At 38.8% G+C, this 22482-nt stretch carries 16 protein-coding genes; 11 read left to right on the plus strand and 5 right to left on the minus strand.

Going from position 1 to position 22482, the window contains the following annotated elements; genetic code table 11:
* Window positions 1–82: 82 nt before the first annotated feature.
* Both ACKTS5_RS11235 and ACKTS5_RS11240 read left to right on the plus strand, forming a co-directional pair.
* The gene (locus ACKTS5_RS11235) at window positions 83–2551 is read left to right on the plus strand and encodes a TonB-dependent receptor domain-containing protein (RefSeq protein WP_408043965.1); all 2469 of its coding nucleotides are present in this window, start codon (window positions 83–85) and stop codon (window positions 2549–2551) included.
* 188 nt (window positions 2552–2739) lie between these two features.
* Complete coding sequence (locus tag ACKTS5_RS11240; protein ID WP_408043966.1) at window positions 2740–5130, plus strand: TonB-dependent receptor domain-containing protein; 2391 nt, start codon at window positions 2740–2742, stop codon at window positions 5128–5130.
* A gap of 63 nt (window positions 5131–5193) precedes the next feature.
* Here ACKTS5_RS11240 and ACKTS5_RS11245 read toward each other — a convergent pair whose 3' ends face one another.
* A complete protein-coding gene (locus ACKTS5_RS11245; RefSeq protein ID WP_408043967.1) occupies window positions 5194–6201 on the minus strand; it encodes a 3-oxoacyl-ACP synthase III family protein in 1008 nt (335 codons plus the stop codon).
* A 188-nt stretch (window positions 6202–6389) separates the two neighbouring features.
* Here ACKTS5_RS11245 and htpG point away from each other — a divergent pair, with 188 nt between their 5' ends.
* The 3 genes from htpG to ACKTS5_RS11260 all read left to right on the plus strand — a co-directional run bounded on the left by htpG (window position 6390) and on the right by ACKTS5_RS11260 (window position 9975).
* Window positions 6390–8300: a molecular chaperone HtpG gene (gene htpG / locus ACKTS5_RS11250; protein ID WP_408043968.1), complete on the plus strand. Its 1911-nt coding sequence runs from the start codon at window positions 6390–6392 to the stop codon at window positions 8298–8300.
* 214 nt (window positions 8301–8514) lie between these two features.
* A complete protein-coding gene (locus tag ACKTS5_RS11255) occupies window positions 8515–9468 on the plus strand; it encodes an OmpA family protein (RefSeq protein WP_408043969.1) in 954 nt (317 codons plus the stop codon).
* 18 nt (window positions 9469–9486) lie between these two features.
* Window positions 9487–9975 (plus strand): hypothetical protein, encoded by a 489-nt coding sequence (locus ACKTS5_RS11260; protein WP_408043970.1) that lies wholly within the window; start codon window positions 9487–9489, stop codon window positions 9973–9975.
* A gap of 29 nt (window positions 9976–10004) precedes the next feature.
* Here the strand turns inward: ACKTS5_RS11260 and ACKTS5_RS11265 are convergent, their stop codons facing one another.
* Together ACKTS5_RS11265 and ACKTS5_RS11270 are read right to left on the minus strand one after the other, a co-directional pair.
* Window positions 10005–10229: a hypothetical protein gene (locus ACKTS5_RS11265; RefSeq protein WP_408043971.1), complete on the minus strand. Its 225-nt coding sequence runs from the start codon at window positions 10227–10229 to the stop codon at window positions 10005–10007.
* Window positions 10216–11613: an MATE family efflux transporter gene (locus ACKTS5_RS11270; RefSeq protein WP_408043972.1), complete on the minus strand. Its 1398-nt coding sequence runs from the start codon at window positions 11611–11613 to the stop codon at window positions 10216–10218. Before ACKTS5_RS11270 ends, ACKTS5_RS11265 begins: the two co-directional genes overlap by 14 nt.
* A gap of 225 nt (window positions 11614–11838) precedes the next feature.
* Between ACKTS5_RS11270 and tpx the strand changes: the two genes are divergently transcribed.
* The 6 genes from tpx (at window position 11839) to ribB (ending at window position 18622) form a co-directional block, all read left to right on the plus strand.
* Complete coding sequence (tpx, locus tag ACKTS5_RS11275) at window positions 11839–12336, plus strand: thiol peroxidase (RefSeq protein WP_408043973.1); 498 nt, start codon at window positions 11839–11841, stop codon at window positions 12334–12336.
* A gap of 8 nt (window positions 12337–12344) precedes the next feature.
* Window positions 12345–12725 (plus strand): diacylglycerol kinase family protein, encoded by a 381-nt coding sequence (locus ACKTS5_RS11280; RefSeq protein WP_408043974.1) that lies wholly within the window; start codon window positions 12345–12347, stop codon window positions 12723–12725.
* A 27-nt stretch (window positions 12726–12752) separates the two neighbouring features.
* Complete coding sequence (locus ACKTS5_RS11285; protein ID WP_408043975.1) at window positions 12753–15260, plus strand: FtsK/SpoIIIE family DNA translocase; 2508 nt, start codon at window positions 12753–12755, stop codon at window positions 15258–15260.
* A gap of 34 nt (window positions 15261–15294) precedes the next feature.
* Window positions 15295–15948, plus strand: a complete 654-nt coding sequence (locus tag ACKTS5_RS11290; RefSeq protein ID WP_408043976.1) for a LolA family protein — start codon at window positions 15295–15297, stop codon at window positions 15946–15948.
* A gap of 82 nt (window positions 15949–16030) precedes the next feature.
* Window positions 16031–17476, plus strand: coding sequence for an LptF/LptG family permease (locus tag ACKTS5_RS11295; protein WP_408043977.1), 1446 nt, complete (start codon window positions 16031–16033; stop codon window positions 17474–17476).
* A 3-nt stretch (window positions 17477–17479) separates the two neighbouring features.
* Window positions 17480–18622: a 3,4-dihydroxy-2-butanone-4-phosphate synthase gene (gene ribB, locus ACKTS5_RS11300; protein ID WP_408043978.1), complete on the plus strand. Its 1143-nt coding sequence runs from the start codon at window positions 17480–17482 to the stop codon at window positions 18620–18622.
* Window positions 18623–18669: 47 nt separating this feature from the next.
* Here the strand turns inward: ribB and ACKTS5_RS11305 are convergent, their stop codons facing one another.
* Complete coding sequence (locus ACKTS5_RS11305; protein WP_408043979.1) at window positions 18670–21114, minus strand: CHAT domain-containing protein; 2445 nt, start codon at window positions 21112–21114, stop codon at window positions 18670–18672.
* A 25-nt stretch (window positions 21115–21139) separates the two neighbouring features.
* On the minus strand, window positions 21140–22369 hold the full coding sequence (locus ACKTS5_RS11310; RefSeq protein WP_408043980.1) for a S8 family peptidase: 1230 nt from the start codon (window positions 22367–22369) through the stop codon (window positions 21140–21142).
* Window positions 22370–22482 lie beyond the last annotated feature (113 nt).

Genomic DNA, 22482 nt, shown 5'->3' on the forward strand with positions numbered 1-22482 from the left:
AAGTTAAAGAAAGTTAATTGGGGTAACAAAGTCACCCTTTGATGAGTCTACTAATTATCAAAGACAATTCAAAAATAACAAAATGAAAAAAATACTACTGTTACTATTAACCATCATTAGCGTAAACACCTACGCACAGATGTCCAAAAGCTACCTTCCTAAACCGGGCTCCATTACAGGAAAAGTCATAGATCAAGGTACTAAAGAGCCCTTACCCTATGTAAACATTGTAGTAAAAGATGCTGCAAACAAACTTATTACAGGAGGGATTACTAACGACGCAGGAACCTTTAAAATTTCGAATCTTCCATTGGGAAAGAGCATCGTTGAAATTCAATTTATCGGCTACAAAACGATTAACCGACCTATAAACATCGCTCGTAAGAATAAAAAAATTAACCTAGGGACTATAGAGCTAGCAGAAGATTCATCAGTGTTAGAAGAAGTAGAAGTTAGAGCAGAAACCTCTTCCGTAACTCAAAAAGTAGATCGTAAGGTAATTAATGTAGGAAAAGACTTAACCTCTGCAGGAGCTACAGCCTCTGAATTATTAAACAACGTACAGTCTGTAAGTGTAGACAGCCAATCGGGGAACATCAGTTTACGAGGAAATGAAAATGTACGTGTCTTAGTAGATGGAAAACCAACCAACATTCCAGCTGCTCAGTTATTAAAGCAACTTCCATCATCTGCTATTAAAAGTGTAGAATTAATCACGAACCCTTCCGCTAAATACAACCCAGAAGGGATGAGTGGTATTATCAATATCATCTTAAACAAGAACGCCAACATGGGCTTTAACGGATCTCTTAATACAGGTGTTGAAGCCGGACATTACGTTCGTTACAACGCTTCGACCAACATGAACTACAAAACGGGAAAGGTGAACTTCTTTATGAACTACGGGTTCAACGGAGGAGATCGTTACAACTTCGGTTTTGTTAACAGACCGGGATCAAGTTTTCAAGATTTTGTATTCAAAAATGACAACGAATCTCACTTAGTAAAATTTGGTGCAGACATCTATTTAGATGATAAGAACACCATTTCATTGTATACTACTCAAAACTGGTTTAACAGCTTAGCCACCGGTAGAACATTGATTAAAGACACGTCTGGAACCATCACGAGCAATGCTCCTAACTCTCAAGATTCAGAAAGTAAAAACCAAGTGTACAACTTTAACTATAAGCACGATTTTGATAAAGACGGGCACAACATCGAATTGGAAGCTACTTATTCGCGAAACAAGGCTCCAAACTTCTTGCGCAATCAAGATCTTACCTTAGCGAGTACAGATAGAGACTATAAACTATTGAACTATTTTAACGATATTAATAACGACGGTAAAAACCTATTGTTAAACCTCGATTATACGAACCCAATTAGTGAAAACGGAAAATTAGAATTAGGGTTAGAATACCGAACTAACCGCACGGATAACACCAACATTACCGATCAAGAGCGTCATACTTTTACAGGAACTACTATTACGGGTACTACCCCTATTGGAAACTCTCAATTCGATTACGATAGAAAAATCTATTCAGGGTACGCCAACTACGGACACAAATTTGGAAAAGTGACTATGCAACTTGGGGCGCGTTTAGAGCAATACAACATCGAAGGAAATTTCACAGGTAAAAACGACAATGGTGTGGTAGAGACCAAAAAAGTGACTGATGATATCTTCACCATCTATCCTTCAGCATTCTTTACCTTTAACCCAAATGACAAGGATCAATTTCAATTGAGTTATAGCAAGCGTGTAGACAGACCTAACATCCAACAAGTAAATCCAATTAGAGAGTGGAGTACTCCGTTAATCACCTCAGTAGGAAATGAAAACTTAGTTCCTCAGTTCACCAACTCTATCGAGTTTAACTACACTAGAAAAATTAAAGGAGGATCGATAACTTTTGGAAGTTTCTACAGAAACATCACGGATGTAATTTCAAGGGTAACCTACAAAGATCCAACAGATGTGAGTAATACGAGACAAATTTTAACCTTCCAAAACTTCGACGATACCAATGCCTACGGTTTAGAGCTTTCTGCTAGCTACCGAATTGCAAAGTGGTGGAGAGCAAATGCAAGTATGGATGTATACGCACAAAAACAGTTTGGAACTACCGATTTAAGTAATCCAAATGCACCTAAAATTGAAGTAAAGAACGAAGTTTTTAACGCGCGTATTAGTAATAGCTTTACCCTTTCGAAAAAACTTCGCCTTCAATTATTTGCGATGTATCGCGGTGGTAACCAAGACATTCAATGGAAAGTTGATCCGATGGCGATGGTTAACTTAGGCGCGAACTACAGCGTATTAAAAGGAAAAGGAAATATTACATTCCGTGTCAATGACATTTTCAATACGATGAAGTTCCAGTTCGACTCATCAAATCCATTTACTCAAAATGGACGATTTAGATGGGAAAGCCGTACGAGTTATATCGGGTTTAACTACCGATTTGGAGGTGGTAAAAACCGAGCGAAATCGAGAAGAAGACGCGATGACAATGAAAAACAAGGTGGTGGCGGATTTATGTAATCTTTAACACCTAAAATGTGAAAAGTCTAGATATTTTTTTAATATCTAGACTTTTTTTTTATACTTGCACTTGCATACTACTGCAATTTAAAATGAATCGGCTATTTTACCAATAAATACATTTGCTATTTGTTCGTATTTACAACTACCCAACTTGTCCCAACAACCCCAGAATTAATTAACCATTGATGAAAAAATTATATTTTTTCTTAGTCCTTTTATTCCCCATAATTACCTACAGCCAAACTTCTGGCTTCTCTTTGCGTGGAAACGTTACAGCTGTGAGCACAAAGCAAGCGATTCCCGATGCAGAGGTATTGATCATTAATAAAAAGAATGCCGTGATAGCAAAAGGATTGACAGACGTCAACGGTCAATTTGTTATTCACAAACTTCCATTGAACCAAAATTTACAAATTAGCATTCATCATTTGAGCTTTCAGTCAACACTTTTGAAGCTAGCAGCGGCAACGACCAAAACAACCAAAGAATTACACATCAAGCTCACTGCCAACAATACGGTTTTAAACGATGTGAGCATCACGGCTCAAAAAAAAGTAAGTACGTATAGCACAAAGCAGCACAAACACATTATTAATGTCACCGATGATCTCTTGGCAAACGGTGGAAACTCGCTTCAATTATTGCAAAATTTGCCCGGAATCGATGTGAACTTGCAAAGTGGTGCTGTAAGCCTTCGAGGTAGTGCTAATGTCACAGTACTCATCAACGGAAAACCGAGTAACCTCAGTACCCAACAATTGCTTCGTCAAACGCCGGCGAACATGATTAAACAGGTGGAAATAATCACTTCACCATCTGCTAAATACATTGCTGATGGTACCAGCGGACTCATCAATCTCATTTTAAAAAAACAGGAAGCCAAAGGATTTAATAGCTCCCTTGTATTAGGTGTTGAACATTCAAAAAACACACGACCAAGCTCTTATATCGATGTAAATTACCGCAGAGGCAATACGAATATCTACGGAAATTTTAATTTTGATTTTGGTAAAACGGCTACCTTACAAGAACTGAATAGAAGTGACCAAAGTATCCGACAACAATTCGATTTTCTACACGACTACAAGAATTACAGTTTTAAACTAGGTAGTGATTTTGTGTTGGATGCCGACAATACCATTTCACTGTATACCTATCAAAGTATCTCAAATTCCACGCTTACTACTAATGGGACCACTGAAATGCAACCCACTAATTTAGTTGTCATCAACAACTCGCATTACAGAGAATCAGAACAAGTATACAATTTTGACTACCTCGTAAAACTTCCGAAAGAAGGTGCTGAGTTTGAAATGGAAATGAACTACAGTATCAGTAAAAACCCCGAAGATTCATTTAACCGCTTCCCTCAAAATCCATCAGATAAGCGCTATGAATACACGAATGATATAGCTGGGACTACCCAAGCTTGGCTTGCAAACGCCGATCTTACGTATCCCCTAACCAATACGTCGACCCTGGAATACGGAATTGAATTTCGATCACAGAACAACAGTAGCTCCATAGTTACCGACCAACAGGTATTACAAGGAACTCCTCCTGTAATCAGAGACCGAGGAACTACAGAGTTCGATTATTTTAGATCTATGACTTCCATGTATCTCAATTATCAGTACGAATTACGAGACGTTTACATTGAAGCGGGAGCCCGTATCGAGTATTTCCACTCCAAAGGAACTTTTAGCAATAGCCTTCAAGGAAAAAGACATACTAAAGACGATCTTTTTAGTGTGTATCCCTCGCTTTCAGTAAACTGGGACCTCGACAAAAAGAACAGCCTCCAAATGGCATTTAGTCGAAGAATTGACCGTCCTTCTATGTATCAATTGAGCCCGATTCAAGAATGGGTTTCTCCTTTGACGACCTCTGAAGGAAATACTGCTTTAAAACCTCAGTTTAGCAATTCTATTGAGGCCAATTACACCCGCTCTATAAAAAAAGGAAATCTTAGAATTGGAAGTTTTTATCGTCGCATTGACGATTTAATCGGTCGCAGTATGACCTTAGACCCCAACAACTCGCTGCGTCAGTTGTTTTCCTTTGTCAATTATGACTATAGTGAAAACTACGGATTGGAAGTACAGCTAGGCTATCGCCCTTACAAATGGATACAATTACAATCGCGTGCCGAAGCATACATCCAAGAAACCAAGGGCCTCATCAATCAGCGTTTAGAAAACATTCAAAATACGCTGTATAAATTCATGGTCAACAGCAACGTAACGTTGAGTGAAAAGCTCAGTGGGCAACTGGGAATATATTACCGTGCCAGAAGTAAAAACATCCAATTTACGGTAGCACCTTTTACCAATATAAGCGCCGGCTTAAACCTCTCTGTATTAAAAGACCAGGGTTCGATATCACTGCGATTTGTAGACCTCTTAAACGACATCAATTACGATTACAGTACCGAAAATCCCTTTCCTCAAGTTGGGAATTACAACCTGGAGTTAAACAGCGTTTACCTCGGATTCAATTACACTTTTGGAAGCGAATACGAAACGAGAGCTCGAAAAGAAAGAGCCTTACGAGAAACGGAAAAGGCCATGTTTTAAAAAATAAAATCGGGAGTGATAATTATCACTCCCGATTTTTTATTTTATACTAGCTGTTGTTTATTACCAGCGAATAACTACAGATCCCCAAGTAAATCCACTACCGAAAGCAGCCAATACTACTAGGTCACCCTCGTTAATTTTTCCTTTCTCCCAAGCTTCAGTCAATGCTATAATCACAGATGCCGCTGTAGTATTACCGTACTTCTGAATATTATTATACACCTTATCATCTGCCAATTGGAATTTCTTTTGAATAAACTGCGCAATTCTGAGGTTCGCCTGATGAGGAATTAACATATCGATATCCTCTTTTTGAAGGTTGTTTGCCTGTAACCCTTCTACGATCGCCTCTGAAAAACGCACCACAGCGTGTTTAAAAACAAACTGACCATTCATATACGGGAAATACGAAACATCGTCCGGATCATTTGCTTCTAAAATCTCCGGTACCCATCTACTTGTAGACGGTCCTACCAAGGCCAACTCCTTCGCGTGTTTTCCTTCAGAATGCAAGTGTGATGAAAGAATTCCTTTCCCTTCTTCTTCGCAACGCGACAATACGGCAGCTCCAGCTCCATCACCAAAGATTACGGTTACCCCTCTTCCTCTCGTCGATTTTTCCAATCCTCCTGAATGATTTTCAGAACCGATAACCAAGATGTTTTTATACATACCCGTTTTGATAAACTGGTCTGCTACTGACATAGAGTAGATAAAACCAGAACACTGATTACGTACGTCTAAGGCACCAATCGTAGGCATGTCTAATAAATCCTGTACACGCACTCCTCCACCTGGGAAATACATGTCTGGACTCAAAGTAGCAAAAATAATGAAATCGATATCATCTTTCGTCAATCCAGCTCTTTCAATAGCAATCTCAGCAGCTTTTGCTCCCATAGTAGAAGTATCTTCTCCTGATTTAGGATCAATCCAACGACGTTCTTTAATCCCTGTTCTCTCCTGAATCCATTCATCACTAGTATCCATAAACTGGGTTAGATCATCATTAGTAACCACGTTGTCAGGCACATAATACCCTAATCCTGTAATTTTTGAACTATACATAATTTTTTATGTTATTTTTTTACTTGTCTGCAAATTTTGAGCCTCCAAAACTACTAATTTTTAACTTTTTATACAAAACTAATGTAGCGTCGCTTGAAAGTATGCCATCTTGTCACAATATCAAATTTGGTATTTTTTTTGACCTACAAGGGCAAATACAATATAAGACAAAAAAACACAATAATATTATGAGTAAAGGAAACATTAATGTATCGGTAGAAAACATTTTCCCTCTGATTAAAAAATTCTTGTATTCTGATCACGAAATCTTTTTACGTGAGCTTATTTCAAATGCCACAGATGCTACCACGAAATTAAAGCATCTTATTTCAATTGGAGAGGCACAAGTAGCACTTGGAAATCCAAAAATTGAAATCGCCATTAACAAAGACGACAAAACTCTTAGCATCAAAGACCAAGGTTTGGGTATGACTGCTGAAGAAGTAGAAAAATACATCAACCAAATCGCCTTTTCTGGAGCAGAAGAGTTTTTAGAAAAGTACAAAGACGACAAGAACGAAACTGGTGTTATCGGACACTTCGGACTTGGGTTCTACTCTGCATTTATGGTTGCCGACAAGGTTGAAATCATCACCAAGTCATTTAAAGAAGAAGCAGCTGCGCATTGGACCTGCGACGGATCACCACAGTATACCTTAGAGGCTCATGACAAAACCGACAGAGGAACAGAAATTATTTTACACATCGCAGAAGATTCATTAGAATTTTTAGAAGAAGGTAAAATTCGAGGATTGCTTACCAAGTACAACCGTTTTAATCAGGTGCCTATCAAATTTGGTACTAAGCAAGTAAACGACCCTGATTTCACACCACAAACCATCACTGACGAGGAAGGAAAAGAAACCAAGGAACCACACAGACAAATAGAAGTTGATGACATCATCAACAACACCGATCCGGCTTGGACCAAAAAACCTAGCGAATTGGAAGCGGAAGATTACAGTAACTTCTACCGTGAATTGTACCCAACGCAATTTGAGGAATCCCTATTCCACATCCATTTGAATGTCGACTATCCATTTAACTTAACAGGAATCTTATTCTTCCCGAAGTTAAGTCAGAACTTAGACATGCAAAAAGACAAAATCCAATTGTATCAAAACCAAGTTTTTGTTACGGATAATGTTGAAGGAATAGTTCCTGATTTCTTACAAATGCTAAAAGGGGTAATCGATTCTCCAGACATTCCTTTAAATGTATCGAGATCGTATTTGCAAGCTGATGGTGCAGTAAAAAAGATTTCTGGATACATTACTAAAAAGGTAGCCGACAAACTCAGTTCCTTATTCAAAAATAACCGTGAAGACTTTGAACAAAAGTGGAATGACATCAAGGTAATTATTGAGTACGGTATGCTTTCAGAGGAGAAGTTCTTCGATAAAGCAAAGAAATTTGCCCTGTACCCTACCGTAGATAACAGCTACTTCACTTTCGATGAATTAGTTGAAAAGACGAAAGACGCGCAAACAGATAAAGACGGTAACCACATTATTTTATACGCTGCCAATAAGGACGCACAGCACCCTTATATCGAAGCAGCGAAAGCAAAAGGATATGAAGTATTACTTTTAGATTCTCCAATAGTTTCGCATTTAATGCAAAAACTAGAGACTTCTGGAGGAGATACTAAGGTGCAGTTCACACGTGTTGACGCAGACCATGTTGACAATTTAATTAAGAAAGACGATACTGTAATTTCTAAATTGAGCGATGAGGAAAAAGAAACCTTAAAGCCAATCATCGAAGGAGCTATCAAAAAAGAGAGCTATACAGTACAATTGGAAGCAATGGACTCATCAGCTTCGCCATTTTTAATCACTGTTCCGGAATTCATGAGAAGAATGAAAGAAATGAGTGCTACCGGTGGCGGTATGATGGGAATGGGTAATTTACCAGAAATGTACAATCTCGTGGTAAACACCAACCACCAATTAATCACTGATATTTTAGCAGCAGATGCTGAAAAACAAGAACAATTAGTATCTCAGGCATTTGATTTAGCCAAGTTATCGCAAAACCTACTTCACGGTGAAGAGCTGACGAACTTTATCAAGCGTAGTTACGAATTAATCAAATAACATTTCTCTAAAAGTCCATCCATAGCGATGGACTTTTTTTTACCCTCTCTACTCACAACACAAAGCTCGCAGCTTACTTCTGGCAATAGGCATTGTCAGTACGCTCCCAGCGTTATCCTATACGTTCTTTTTCAAATTCTGTTCACTCTGAATTTGTTTTCCAAAAAGAAATTCCTATTTTTAGAGCTTTAACCAATCTACTACCCCCTTAAGTATGAGAAACTTTCTACAAGCTTTTCTCGTTTTTCTATGTTGGGCAGCACTTGCCTACTTTATGAATTCGACTTCTGACAAAGAAGTAATGAACGAGTCCCCTACTCTTAAAATGAAACCAACAAGTACCGTTTCAACGACAACTGTTGACAATACCAAGATCAAAACCGACACCGACAGTACCAAAATGACAGCTGGGCAATCGGAAAAAAAAGCGGAAGTCAAAATTTCGAACAAAGAGACGAGCTCCTCTCCGAAACCTTTTCGCTTTAAACACAAGTTTATAACGCACAACGAACACGGTAGAGTTTTATTCCCCAAAGAATTTTCGTATTTTAAGGATAGCATTTATCAATTCTTAAATACACATCAAGATCGTGAAATTCTTATCGAAACACTGTATTTAACCGATGGTCGCTATAAGGAAACAGAAGGATTAGGAATGGCACGCGCTCAGTACCTCAAAGAAAAACTCATAAGAAACGGCGTAAATCCACTTCGCATCAAAACGCAAACTAAAGGAGCTGTTTTCGAATATGACCCAGAAGGATATTACGCAGAAGGAGTTCAAGTACTTCACAGAGGATATTCCTCTAAAACGCGAACTGAGCTAGGTAACAACTTGCAAAAACAAGTATGGCAACCCACAGTATCAAAAGATAAAATCATTGCCGACAATGCTTTGAACGCCTATGTATGTGAAGTTGCAGCGTACCTAAAACAACACCCGGAAAAACAACTGATCATTACAGGACACACTTTTTCTTCTGGCATAGCAGAAGCAGATATGGAAAAAGGACTGAAACTCGCCAATGCAATGGCTGATGTTTTTAAAAGCCGAGGAGTGCAACCCTCTCAAATAAAAACTCTTACTAAAGGTGCTTCCGAACCTCTAGTTGCTAATAATAAAAGAACTAAAAAGAAAAACAAACGTATTGAAATAGTAATCAACTAATAAACCCCCTTAAGTATTATGACACTCTTAATAAGCAGCAGCATTTCTGGTTTCCTCAATCTCTTTATTTGGATGCTAGGCTCGTTTTTAATCGGTTACTTTTTTGCTTGGAACTACTACAAGAGCAAGTACAAGCATCAACTGCACGAACGAACGGAAACCATACAAGAACTCCGTACTGAAATGCAATCGACCATTAGAGCTAAAAAGACAGTAGAACGCGGAGGTATTGAAATCAAACAACCCAAAGAACTCAATTTCGAAACCCTTGGAAACGCCAGCGAAGAACAGAAAGACGATTTAACGCAAATTAATGGCATCGGAAGTTTTATAGAAAAAAAGCTGAACAGTATTGGTATATACACCTATGAACAGCTCAGCAAACTGAATACCAATGAAATTGAAACCATTACCGACCTCATTCAGTTTTTTCCAGGTAGAATTGTTCGTGATCAATGGAAAGAGCAAGCTATCGCGCTATTGAAAACAAAAGAAAACGAGGCATAAAAAAAAGAGTACTGTATTGTACCCTTTTGCTATTCGTATCCCTCCATCTCAGCGTCGTAGAAGCTGCCTGCAGCTTCTATAAGCTTTTCCATCTCGTTGGCTAGCTCCTGCTCATTTTCTCCCGACACATCTTCAAACCACTCAATTTCATCGTCTTTTAAGTTAATGAGAAATCGAGGGTACTCCGTGTGTAGTACAAAAATATCTTCTGGATGACTGCTATTATCAGCTAGTAAAAATTTAGGTAAGTTCATGATGTTTTATTTTGATCAATTTTTTTGTTAGTATATTAAAGCGAATGTAAAGTAATACGGCTGCTGTTGAAAGTCCTCCTAGGAGTCCTAACCAAATTCCAAAACTTCCCAAGCGATCTGCATTCCCAAAATAGTAACTTATAGGGAATCCGATAAACCAATAAGAAATAAAGGTTATCAACGTAGGTATTAATACATCTTGTAAGCCGCGTAAGGCTCCCAGTACCATTACCTGAATACTGTCACTAATTTGGAAAATCGCCGCTGCAATTAACAATTTTGAGGCTATTTCAACCACCTCTAAGTTGTCGGCATAATTCACCTGATCCTTAAAATCGACATATAAATTCGGAAGTATTTCATTGAGTGCGAAAAACAATATGGCAAAGCCCAACGCCAGCAACAAGCCCATCAAGAAAATAGAGTACGCTATTCTTCTCAACTCGACAAATGCTTGAAGCCCTCTTTGATTTCCAATTCTAATCATGGCGGTTACACTTAATCCGGTTGCAACCATAAAGGTCATAGATGACAAATTCAGGGCTATTTGATTGGCAGCTTGGGGGTTTTTACCCAGTAATCCACTCAACCAAATGGCCGCAGTAAAGATCCCTACTTCAAAGAGCATTTGCATGGCACTTGGTGCTCCCAAACTAATTATTTTGCTAACGTGATTCGCTTCTAGTTTCCAAATATTGATGTTCGTGACAATTCTTTGAGAGCGTTCCTTTTTCGCCAAGATCCACCAAATAAATGCCACCATTACTACACGTGATACTAAGGTACCATAGGCTGCTCCAACAATTCCCATTTCCGGAAATCCAAACTTCCCAAATATGAGTAAATAATTGAGCAATACATTGGTTACATTCGCCAACAACGTCGCATACATCGGGTACTTAGTCATCGACATCCCGTCACTAAACTGTTTAAACGCCTGAAATACAATCATCGGAATCAGTGAAAATGCCACTAAATCTAAATACGGTAAAGCCAAGCGAACCACTTCTTCGGGTTGTCCCATGCTGTACAGTGCAGATTTCGAAAAATACACGGTTAAAAACATCACCAATCCTAAGGTCAAACACAACACTAGTCCGTGTTTAAAAGTGGCTTTGGCTTTATCAAACTCGTTAGCAGCATCGGCTTCAGCTATTAACGGAGTAATTGCTGTCGAAAAACCAATCCCTAAAGACATGGCAATAAAAATAAAACTATTCCCCAAGGAAACTGCGGCAAGCTCAGCAGTCCCCAGCTGTCCTACCATAATATTATCGATAAAGCTCACAAAGGTATGTCCCAACATCCCGAGCATAACAGGTGCTGCCAACTTCCAATTATAGGCAAACTCCTTGGTGTATTGATGTAAATTTAATGCAGTCATGGTACTTCTCTTAGGAACTGCGAAGATACTCCTTTTTTACCGAGTCCACTTCATTTTGGGAGATGTCTTGGAATACAAGCTAGGAAATTCATCCTTAGGACTTATGCCTATTTCACTCCGAAGAGACTCCTCTTTTTTCCCTAGCATTTTCACCCCTTCCTCCTTTTCCCCCTTCATTTTCTTAAAATTTTAACTACCTTTGAATTCGACTAAAATCTATAAAAAATGGCAAAAATAACTTTACAAGGAAATCCTTTTGAAACGCTAGGGACACTTCCGAATACAAATCAAAAAGCTCCTGATTTCGCACTTACTGCTGGAGATTTAAGTGTAAAATCACTCACAGATTTTTCTGGATCTCGATTGATTTTAAACATCTTCCCAAGTGTGGATACCGGTACTTGTGCTGCTTCAGTGCGCGAATTCAACAAAAAAGCTGCAGCTTTGGACAACACCAAAGTATTGTGTATTTCAAGAGATTTACCTTTTGCTCAAAGTAGATTTTGCGGTGCAGAAGGAATCGAAAATGTGCTTATGTTATCTGATTTCAACGAAGGTCAATTCGGAAAAGATTACGGATTAGAAATTAACGACGGGCCTTTAAAAGGATTGCACTCTCGTTGTATCGTTGTCATTGATGAAAACGGAACGGTTACCTATACAGAACAGGTGCCAGAAATCGCTGACGAACCAAATTACGAAGCAGCTTTACAAGCCTTATAATTTACTGTATGAAGAACCCAAATGATGGTTTTATAAAGGGTAGACTACGAAGTGTTAAGTTCGCCCTCAAAGGAATGTGGCTACTAATCACCACAGAAGATAGTATAAAAGTTCAGACCAGTATTGCACTCATTGTGACGGCCATGGGTTTCTATTTTGAAATTTCATCGATTGAATGGATGTTGCAATTGCTAATAATTGGTCTCGTGTTGGTTGCAGAAGCAATGAATACGGCTATTGAAAAGGTAGCAGATTTTATACACCCAGACTATCATGAAAAAATAGGGTTCATCAAAGATATTGCAGCAGGTGCTCCGGCATTTGCTGCTCTCGTTTCAATAATTATTGCAAGTATTATCTACGTTCCTAAAATTATCCTTTTATTTTAGCGTTTAGAGTATTGTTAATTTATTTTTATGGCAAAAAAGAAAACTACCGTTAAGAAAACTAAAAAACCATCACCCCTACTCCCCAAGCTTAAAGATTTTTTTAAAAATCGACAGAATCAAACGATTTTTGGTGCTTTTTTAATTTTATTTTCAGTCTTTTTAACCGTTGCCTTTATCTCTTTCTTTTTTACATGGCAAGCAGATCAAAGTATACTCAATCACTATAGTGACCGCAGCGAACAAGCGTCAAATTTACTTGGTAAATTGGGTGCAGAACTCAGTCATGTTTTTGTGTATCGCGGATTCGGAATTGGTGCATTTTCACTGAATTTAGTGCTGTTTTTAACCGGTGCTCGAATCGTTTTACAAACCAATTTAAAAAAGGTGATCAGTTCGTGGAACTGGGGATTGTTAAGCATGCTATGGCTGTCTACAAGTTTGGGATTTGTAAACAGTAAGTACGCAGTACTTTCTGGTACTGTTGGTTTTGAAATTAACGAATACCTACAGACGTTTATAGGAAAAACAGGATTGATAATACTCCTTCTCTTCTTTTTGATATCCTTTTTGATCATCCGATTTAGTATCGATCCCGATAGTATAGTCGAAAATTTAGAGACTAAAAAACAAGAAAAACTCGCTGCCCAAGAACGCGCTGCTGTTGCGGAAGCTGAACGTGCTGCTGCCCAAACGGCGGAAGAAGACTCGGTAGTACCGGATGAACAACCAGTAGACATGACTACCTCTTCGACAACGAGTACCCCTGAAATGGAGCCTACGACGGTAACTGAGTCGCCATCTTATTCAAGCACAGTAGAAAACTTACAGCCTACCATTACCCACCACTCCGAGGTAACTCCTCAAGAACAGCAACAAATTACTAAAGATATACCTCTTGACAACGTGGTAACTCCTGAACAGGAAGGACCTTCAAAAGAAACAATTCAAGAAGTAGAAGTAGCCATCGAAAAAATTAATGAAGAAAAGAGTGTTGGCGAAAATCTTTCAGACCAATTGCTGAAAGACTTCGGGGAGTTTGACCCAAAACTCGAATTGGGCAACTTTAAATTCCCAACATTTAACCTACTTAAAGAGTACAACGAAAGTATTTCTGTTGATCCAACAGAACTCGAGGCCAACAAAAATCAAATTGTTGAAACCCTCAAACATTACAAAATCGGAATTTCTCAAATCAAAGCAACCGTCGGTCCTACCATTACCCTCTATGAGATTATACCTGAGGCCGGTGTGAGAATTTCGAAAATTAAAAACTTAGAGGATGACATTGCGCTCTCATTAGCAGCCTTAGGAATCCGTATTATCGCTCCTATTCCAGGAAAAGGAACCATCGGTATTGAAGTGCCGAACAAAAAAGCGACCATCGTATCGATGCACTCGGTAATTTCTTCGAAAAAATTCCAAGAATCACCGATGCAATTACCCATTGCCTTGGGTAAAACTATTTCTAATGAAACCTTTGTGGTCGATTTAGCAAAGATGCCTCACCTTCTGATGGCTGGTGCCACAGGACAAGGAAAATCTGTTGGTTTAAATGCTATTTTGACCTCTTTACTCTATAAAAAACATCCGGCAGAAGTCAAATTTGTATTGGTAGACCCTAAGAAAGTTGAATTGACCCTGTTTAATAAAATTGAACGTCATTATTTAGCGAAACTTCCCGATGCTGAAGAGGCTATCATCACAGACACCACCAAAGTTGTCAACACGTTAAATTCCTTGTGTATTGAAATGGACAATCGCTATGAGCTCTTAAAAAACGCAATGGTTCGTAACATTAAGGAATACAATGCCAAATTCAAAGCTCGTAAACTTAATCCTGAAAATGGACATCAATTTTTACCGTATATCGTTTTAGTCATTGATGAATTTGCCGACTTAATTATGACCGCCGGTAAAGAAGTTGAAACTCCTATTGCCCGTTTGGCGCAATTGGCACGTGCTATTGGTATCCATTTGATCGTCGCAACACAAAGACCTTCGGTAAACGTTATTACTGGTATCATCAAGGCCAATTTCCCTTCGCGTATAGCCTTTAGGGTTACCTCAAAAATTGATAGTAGAACCATCCTCGATGCTCCAGGAGCAGACCAATTAATTGGTCGAGGTGATTTACTCTATTCAGGAGGAAATGATATCACTCGTATACAGTGTGCTTTTGTCGATACTCCCGAAGTAGAAAAAATCACGGATTACATCGGATCACAGCGCGCATATCCCGAAGCACATATCCTACCGGAATACGTTGGTGAAGAAGCTGGCACAGATATTGATGTAGCAATCGAAGATCGCGATAAATTATTCAAAGAAGCCGCTGAAGTTATTGTCACAGCACAACAAGGATCGGCCTCTTTACTCCAGCGAAAACTTAAATTGGGATACAACAGAGCAGGACGCTTAATTGACCAACTCGAAGCCGCAGGAATTGTAGGTCCTTTCGAAGGCAGTAAGGCCCGACAAGTATTAGTCCCTGATTTAGTAGCGCTGGAACAATTATTAGAAAACGAACGAAAATAAATATAAATTTCACCCTTAATTGACATACAAACAAATGAAAAAAATCGGATTATTTTTTATAGGATTAATGATTACAGCAAATTGCTTTGCGCAGAATTCTTCTGCACAAGCCAAGCAATTGTTAGATGAAGTATCATCAAAAATGGGTGCGTATAAAAACATGGTGATAGGCTTTACCTCAACGCTAGAAAACAAAGAGGCTGGTATCACCAATGACCCCCCAATTAGAGGACATATTACCCTATCGGGAGAAAGGTACAACTTGGAATACCTAGGTAACAATTTTTTATTCGATGGTAAACGATTGGCGGTAATCAATCACGAAGAAAAAGAAATCAACCTTACAGAAGGAGATTTAGATGAAGAGGACGGATTTATCTATCCATCGAAATTGTTGACTTTTTATAACGAGGGCTACAACTATACCATGGGAAAACTCGTAAACAACCGTGGAAGAAAAGTACAGTACATCGATTTAACTCCTATCGACAGTAATTCTGACATTGTAAAAGTACAATTGGGAATCGATGCAAAAACCAAGCATATTTACAAGCTTATACAAATTGGGAGTAACGGTGCAAAGACGACTTTTACCATTACCAAATTTAAAAGTAACCAGCCTATTTCAGCAAAGTTTTTCACCTTCAATAAAGAAAAATACGTAAATCAAGGATACTTGATAGACTAGACATACAAAGTTTTGTTAATCTCCTTTTATGATTAACAAAACTTTTATGCTTTTTTCAAACTAACCCACTACCTTTGCATCTGTGAAGAAACTAGACAGATATATACTAAAGAGCTTTTTAATTCCCTTCCTAACTACTTTTTTAATCATACTATTTGTATTGATTATGCAAATGCTTTGGTTAGCCTTTGACAACTTTGCCGGAAAGGGAATCGGTGTTGTAATTATTCTTAAATTTTTGTGGTATTCTGCCCTCATGGCCACACCACAAGCACTGCCCATCGGTGTGCTGTTATCATCGATTATGACACTGGGTAGCCTCTCGGAAAAGTACGAATTCGCAGCGGCAAAATCAGCCGGGGTATCGCTACCACGACTCATGCGTTCAACAGTAGTATTAGTATGTATGCTGAGTATACTCAGTTTTTTCTTTTACGACCACGTGTATCCTTACGCAGTTCTTAAACAACTCAACCTCAAGCACAACATCAAAAAGAAACAACCGGCACTCGCTTTGGTTCCTGGAAGTTTCAATACTGAAATCCCAAATTATCAGATTAAGTTTGATGAGAAATACGGAGAAGAACAAAACTTATTAAAAAAAGTATTGATTTATGACTTGTCTTCACGCAGAGGTAATAATAAAATCATCACCGCGGAGCGCGGAAAAATTCTTTCTGAAGAAGGCAGTCGTTATATGACTTTAGAACTCTATGATGGTTATTATTTTGAACATCATAAAAAAAATGGAGCCTCGTACAGCGAACGCTTGCGAATGCCTGCATCACATGCCGATTTTAAAGAATACACTATCAACATAGACATGTCGTCATTCGATACCGATGTGGAACGACTCCAGTACACCAAAAACTTCAATATGCTCAGCTTAAAACAGCTTAGCGACACTATTCCTACGCTTAAAAAAACCTATGACGAATACATCGTTAGCCGAGCGAAGAACTTGTTTTTAGTATTGGATATTGAAGATTTACACCAATACCCCGACTCTTTGGTCAACAAAGAATTATCGACTGATATTTTGACTAATTTTGAACTCAAAGAGCAGAACGAAATTATGAGTACCGCAGTTTCGAAAATTGAACGAACACTCAACAATAATAAATCGTATAAAGACAATTTAAAAAACCGTCGTAAATGGTTAAATTTACACGATATTGAGTATTACAATCGCATTGCCTTTTCAATGTCTTGTTTGTTGCTGTTTTTTATCGGTGCTCCGCTAGGATCCATAATTCGCACAGGAGGAATGGGACTACCTATGATTTTAGCGATAGCCATTTACGTATTGTACTTTTTTAGTAATACTTTTGGTAAAAACATGGCAGAAGAGAGCTCGGTTACGGCACTACTCGGTTCTTGGATTGCTGTAATGCTCATGTTGCCTTTAGCAATTACATTAACTTGGAGAGCCACACGAGACAAAGGGTTGTTTGACATTAAAACGTTCTTTTCTCCACTAGTTCAACTAATAAAAACACTATTCTCTAAAAATAGAGAAAACACATAAAAAATGACAACACACACACAACCAAAAATCCAACTCAACGCTATTGAAGAGGCTATTGAAGATATTAAAAATGGGAAAGTAATCATCGTAGTTGATGATGAAGATCGAGAAAATGAAGGAGACTTTGTAGCCGCAGCTGAAAAAATCACACCGGAGCTGGTCAACTTTATGGCAACGCATGGAAGGGGACTAATTTGTACTCCACTTACAGAAAACCGCTGTAAAGAACTAGAATTAGGGATGATGGTTAGTAACAATACTGACCCCATGGAAACGGCATTTACGGTTTCTGTAGATTTGCGAGGAAATGGTGTAACTACCGGAATTTCTGCTTCTGATAGAGCTAAAACTATCGAAGCCTTAATCGATCCAAACACCAAACCATTCGAACTGGCTCGTCCTGGTCATATTTTTCCACTAAAAGCGAAAAACGGTGGGGTTTTAAGAAGGACTGGTCATACTGAAGCTGCCATAGATTTTGCGCGTTTAGCAGGATTACAACCCGCTGGAGTTATCGTTGAAATCATGAACGAAGACGGAACCATGGCTCGTTTACCTCAACTCGTAGAAGTGGCTAAAAAATTCGATTTAAAAATAGTATCTATCGAAGACTTGGTTGCTTACAGAATGGAACACGATTCACTCATTGAGAAAAAAGAAGATTTCTCCATAGAAACTCGATTTGGTGATTTCCGTTTACGCGCCTACAAGCAAACGACAAACAATCAAATTCACATTGCCTTAACCAAGGGAACCTGGACCAAAGAAGAGCCTATTTTAACCCGTATTAACTCAACGTTAGTAAACAACGATATTTTAGGAACCTTAACCAACAACGCCGACAAAAAGCTCGATCAAATGTTTAAGGTAATTAACGAAGAAGGAAAGGGAGCAATTGTATTCATCAATCAGCAACCACAAGCACTGAATTTGTTAAACAGACTGAGAATATTAAAGGAAAATCAGACCAATGGTGTCATGAAAGCCCCTAGTGTGGTTATGGATTCTAAAGATTTCGGAATTGGAGCACAAATCTTACACGACTTACACATTAGTAAGCTTCGATTAGTGTCGAACAGCGAACAAACAAAACGCGTAGGAATGATTGGTTACGGATTGGAAATTGTAGATTACGTAAACTATTAAAAATCACTTCTAAGTAGATAATATATCGGCTCAAGTAACACTGTATGTTAGCTTGAGCTTTTTTTATACCCCACTCCTATCCCAAAGAGTGCAAAAATAACGGCGAGCCACCACCATGAACGCAAAGAATTTTTCGTAGAGTTAAAGTATTGATTTCTTCCTATTGCTATAAAAGACGCCCAATAGTACGGAGACTTCTCCGCCAATTGATGTTTTTCTAAATAGCGCAATTTAGCCGTTCTCAACGCTTTGCTTACCGTCTTACCTTTTGCGAGTTCTCGATAGAAGTTTTGAAAGATGAACTGGGAGGCGCGTTCATTCACATTCCATTGAGAAGCGATGACACAACTCGTACCTGCATGCATAAATGCTTTGGCTAAACTCTGCGCTCCTTCGCCTATATCCATGCGTCCACTGGCTCCCTGACAAGCATCTAGCACCAACAAGTTTATGGGCAAATCTAATTCGGCAATTTGTTGTAATTCCAGAACCTGATCGTAGAATGCCAACCATGAATTACCCTTAAGCAAGTCCGTGCCTGCGTGCGTATTCAAATGTAGCGCATTAACAGTTGGCAAGGCATCTCGTAGCCTGTTGAGCGTTGCTCGGTCTCTAAAAAGTGCTTTTACGGGTAGCATGGTATCCAACCTGCGCAAGGCCTCTTCACTTTGACTCAGGTCATCGAAATTAAACTTACCAAACTCGGTTGGTGCCATGGTCAACAGCTGTAATTCATTGACTGATGTCTCTAAGGCATTGTAAACGGACATGGACGGCGAATAACTAACCGCAGTTTGGCTTATCAAGTACTTTTTTGAAGGTAAATACAGGGTTTCGAAGTTCAGCTGTTGCTCTAAAACGTCTGGTAGCACGAGTAACTCTTTGTTTTCTAATTTTTTCTCGGCCTCCCGTACTGGCAATAGCGCCTTAAACAAACGACTGTTCAACTCGTAAAAGTCTCGAAACTCTTTTTCAGAACTCAAAGGCCCTTTTTGAAAATCCTTTAATTTTTTTACCTCAAACAAAACCTGTTCAGCATTGGCTACCTTAAAAAGTGTCGCATGTTCCTGGGTAAACCAGAGTCCGTACAATTCTCGATGATTACCAATATAACTCACCACCACTTGATTGGAGGTCATCAGTGCTTTAGCCTCGAGAAATGCAATGGTTTTAGGCGTTTTTTTTACCACTAAATCTTCAAGTAAAAGAAGTGCCTTGTTATTTTCCATATACTTAAAAGCCGCCTCTACATTATTTGTCAAATAGCAAAATCTCACTGCCAAGGTGTAAAAACTACTCGCTTTACGAAGCCAAAACAATTTGGATTGCCGTTTAAAATCAGTTGTTCTTAGCGCGTTAAAAACACGGTCAATTAATGTAATATAAAAAGCGATACGATTATCAACAGTTTCCTGATTACGCGCGTGTTGATCAATGAGTAGTGTTAAGTTTTCCAGTAAAAAATCTACGATATCCAAACCTCGCTCACAGGCCAATACCTCGGCGGCCTTCAAACTGTCAATGTTCCAAGGAGTTCCCAATAACAATTGAATAGCTCGATTGTTGTACCGCAACTTTTCTTCATCTGTCCCACAATCCCCTTTATTATTTAAAATATAGGCTGCTACTACCGGAGAATCGGAATACTCTTTCGCTGATTCGTAATACCTCGTGGCTAATTTCTCTTTACCCAGTTTGGCATAAATTCTACCCAAGTTTGTGCTCACCCATGCTGTATTTAGCGAATCACCTTCGGCCTCATAGGCTTCCAATGCCGCTCGATACAATTGCACCACCTCTTCAGAAGGACGGATGCGCTCCCGTATATTTGCTAAATTGTTAGCTACACTGGGTAAAAATCCGACAGATGCTAACGCGCGTTCATGACTGGTAATTTCAGCCTCATAGCGTTCTACTTCATCCATGGAACTATAGACCCAAATAGCTGCTTCATGTGCCTTTTGATGCGTCAATACATCTCCATGACTAGCGTAGCCCTTTACAACGGTATCCAATACTTCTAAAGCTTTAAAATAATCACCTCGTTCCCCTAAAATATAAGCGAACTCTATCATGGCCTTATAACTAAACTTCGTCTTCACTTCCGCATTGATAAGTGCTCTCAATACCTCTTGTCGTTTGTCGAACTCGCCGAGTTTTCCGTAATAAAAAAGTAGGTTATAACGACAATTCGAAACTAAATAAGCAGCTTCTACTTCCGACTCTTGAAGCATTTTCAACGCTTTTTGTGTAACTGTAACCGCGTCGGAAATACGGCCTGCCTGATACCATAAGAGCCCCATCTTTCGAAAACCGATGGCCTTGTCCTTCAAACTGCACTTCGATTTATTTAAAAAATCCTCAAATACACGAAGTTTTTCATCCAACGGCAATGCCAATTTGTACAACGAGTCTATCTGTTGCCTTGTTTGAGATTGTTGAGCAAACACTGAATTTATACAGATAACCATCATCAAAAAACTCCATTTCATAGATGTGTAACTTAGTAGTTTACTACTAATGTAACAATTTATTGTATTTTACTGGCACACTGAACACTACAGAATCTCCAATATTACACAATCGCTTTATAAGCTCATGGGGTGTTATTTTTAGTTTCCTAGCGTGCAATTCTCTGGCGGCAACAGCCGTTACCAAGGGTGCTGCAAAGGAGGTTCCTGATATTTCAAGTACTGCTCCTTCTGAATTATAATATCCGATCCTTTCACCTTTAGCAAAGAAATCAACACTCGATGAACCAAAATTGGTAAAACTAGCGCTATCAGCGCTTTCCGTATTGGCAGCAGCGACACTGATTACATTGCTCGACTGAAATCCTGAAGGATAATGCCCCACTTGATCTGCATTTTTCGACTGATTCCCAGCAGAACATATGACTGTTACTTCTTCTTTGTAAGCCGAAAGTAAATTCTCAAAAATACTCATATCCAACTTTTTACTCGAATCATACCAGCCCATACTAATATTTACCAACTGTACCTTAGGAAGTGCGTAATACAAACCACAAAGCAAATTAAAATAGCTCGCCGTTCCTTTGGCATCGCAAATCTTAACCGGCAGTATTTGAAACGGAATGCGTTCTTTTAAATGGGTATATAAAAGATAAGTCACCATTGTACCGTGGCGGTATTCGTGGTCATCAAAACAATTCTCATCGTTGTTGACAAAATCCCAACCGGCAATATCTTGCAGTCCTAAATGACTTGTATTGTACAAAAAGGCTTCTGTAAATGCAGGATGATCTGCATAGATTCCCGTATCTAGCACTGCAATAGAGACTCCTTTGTTTTGTTCGACAACTTTTGTTCTAAAATCAGCTTGTTGCACTAGGGGTAAACTTACCGGACTCACCGTTTTTGTCTCGAATTTAAAATCTGTATTCACCGCTACAATTTCTCCTTCTGGGCCGCCACTACCCGCCTTAATTGAGGCCTTTTTATCCTCGATATCCACTCCTTCTCCAAATAACCAAAGCTCTAACACACCATCAGGACAATTGGCACAAACATCAAATGCTGTAACTTGATATTTCAAACGCAGCGCCTTCTTTTTCCAATCGGGGACAAACTCTTTGAATTGAACAATCAAACGCTTTGTGTCCTCTGTGAGTTTTGATGCGGTATGTACCTTTATTTCATCTTTTGACAAACGCAATACCTCCTCTTTGCTACAGCCGACACACATGTAAAAAAAGCCTATAATGACAAATAGTTCCTTGTACTTCATATTTCTTATTTTGGTTAGTAATTTGACTCTTAAAGTGCGATCCTCAATGAAGTTCGCTCACTTTATAGAGTAAAAAACTACTGGGTATTACCCAATTATTTTTTACTTTAGGG

Source organism: Tenacibaculum litopenaei, assembly GCF_964514025.1.
Taxonomy (GTDB): Bacteria; Bacteroidota; Bacteroidia; order Flavobacteriales; family Flavobacteriaceae; genus Polaribacter; species Polaribacter litopenaei.

Bases quoted from the DNA above. Each gene is read 5' to 3' on its own strand.
- ACKTS5_RS11235 (WP_408043965.1), top strand. From the start codon at position 83: ATGAAAAAAATACTACTGTTACTATTAACCATCATTAGCGTAAACACC.
- ACKTS5_RS11240 (WP_408043966.1), top strand. From the start codon at position 2,740: ATGAAAAAATTATATTTTTTCTTAGTCCTTTTATTCCCCATAATTACC.
- ACKTS5_RS11245 (WP_408043967.1), bottom strand. From the start codon at position 6,201: ATGTATAGTTCAAAAATTACAGGATTAGGGTATTATGTGCCTGACAAC.
- htpG (WP_408043968.1), top strand. From the start codon at position 6,390: ATGAGTAAAGGAAACATTAATGTATCGGTAGAAAACATTTTCCCTCTG.
- ACKTS5_RS11255 (WP_408043969.1), top strand. From the start codon at position 8,515: ATGAGAAACTTTCTACAAGCTTTTCTCGTTTTTCTATGTTGGGCAGCA.
- ACKTS5_RS11260 (WP_408043970.1), top strand. From the start codon at position 9,487: ATGACACTCTTAATAAGCAGCAGCATTTCTGGTTTCCTCAATCTCTTT.
- ACKTS5_RS11265 (WP_408043971.1), bottom strand. From the start codon at position 10,229: ATGAACTTACCTAAATTTTTACTAGCTGATAATAGCAGTCATCCAGAA.
- ACKTS5_RS11270 (WP_408043972.1), bottom strand. From the start codon at position 11,613: ATGACTGCATTAAATTTACATCAATACACCAAGGAGTTTGCCTATAAT.
- tpx (WP_408043973.1), top strand. From the start codon at position 11,839: ATGGCAAAAATAACTTTACAAGGAAATCCTTTTGAAACGCTAGGGACA.
- ACKTS5_RS11280 (WP_408043974.1), top strand. From the start codon at position 12,345: ATGAAGAACCCAAATGATGGTTTTATAAAGGGTAGACTACGAAGTGTT.
- ACKTS5_RS11285 (WP_408043975.1), top strand. From the start codon at position 12,753: ATGGCAAAAAAGAAAACTACCGTTAAGAAAACTAAAAAACCATCACCC.
- ACKTS5_RS11290 (WP_408043976.1), top strand. From the start codon at position 15,295: ATGAAAAAAATCGGATTATTTTTTATAGGATTAATGATTACAGCAAAT.
- ribB (WP_408043978.1), top strand. From the start codon at position 17,480: ATGACAACACACACACAACCAAAAATCCAACTCAACGCTATTGAAGAG.
- ACKTS5_RS11305 (WP_408043979.1), bottom strand. From the start codon at position 21,114: ATGAAATGGAGTTTTTTGATGATGGTTATCTGTATAAATTCAGTGTTT.
- ACKTS5_RS11310 (WP_408043980.1), bottom strand. From the start codon at position 22,369: ATGAAGTACAAGGAACTATTTGTCATTATAGGCTTTTTTTACATGTGT.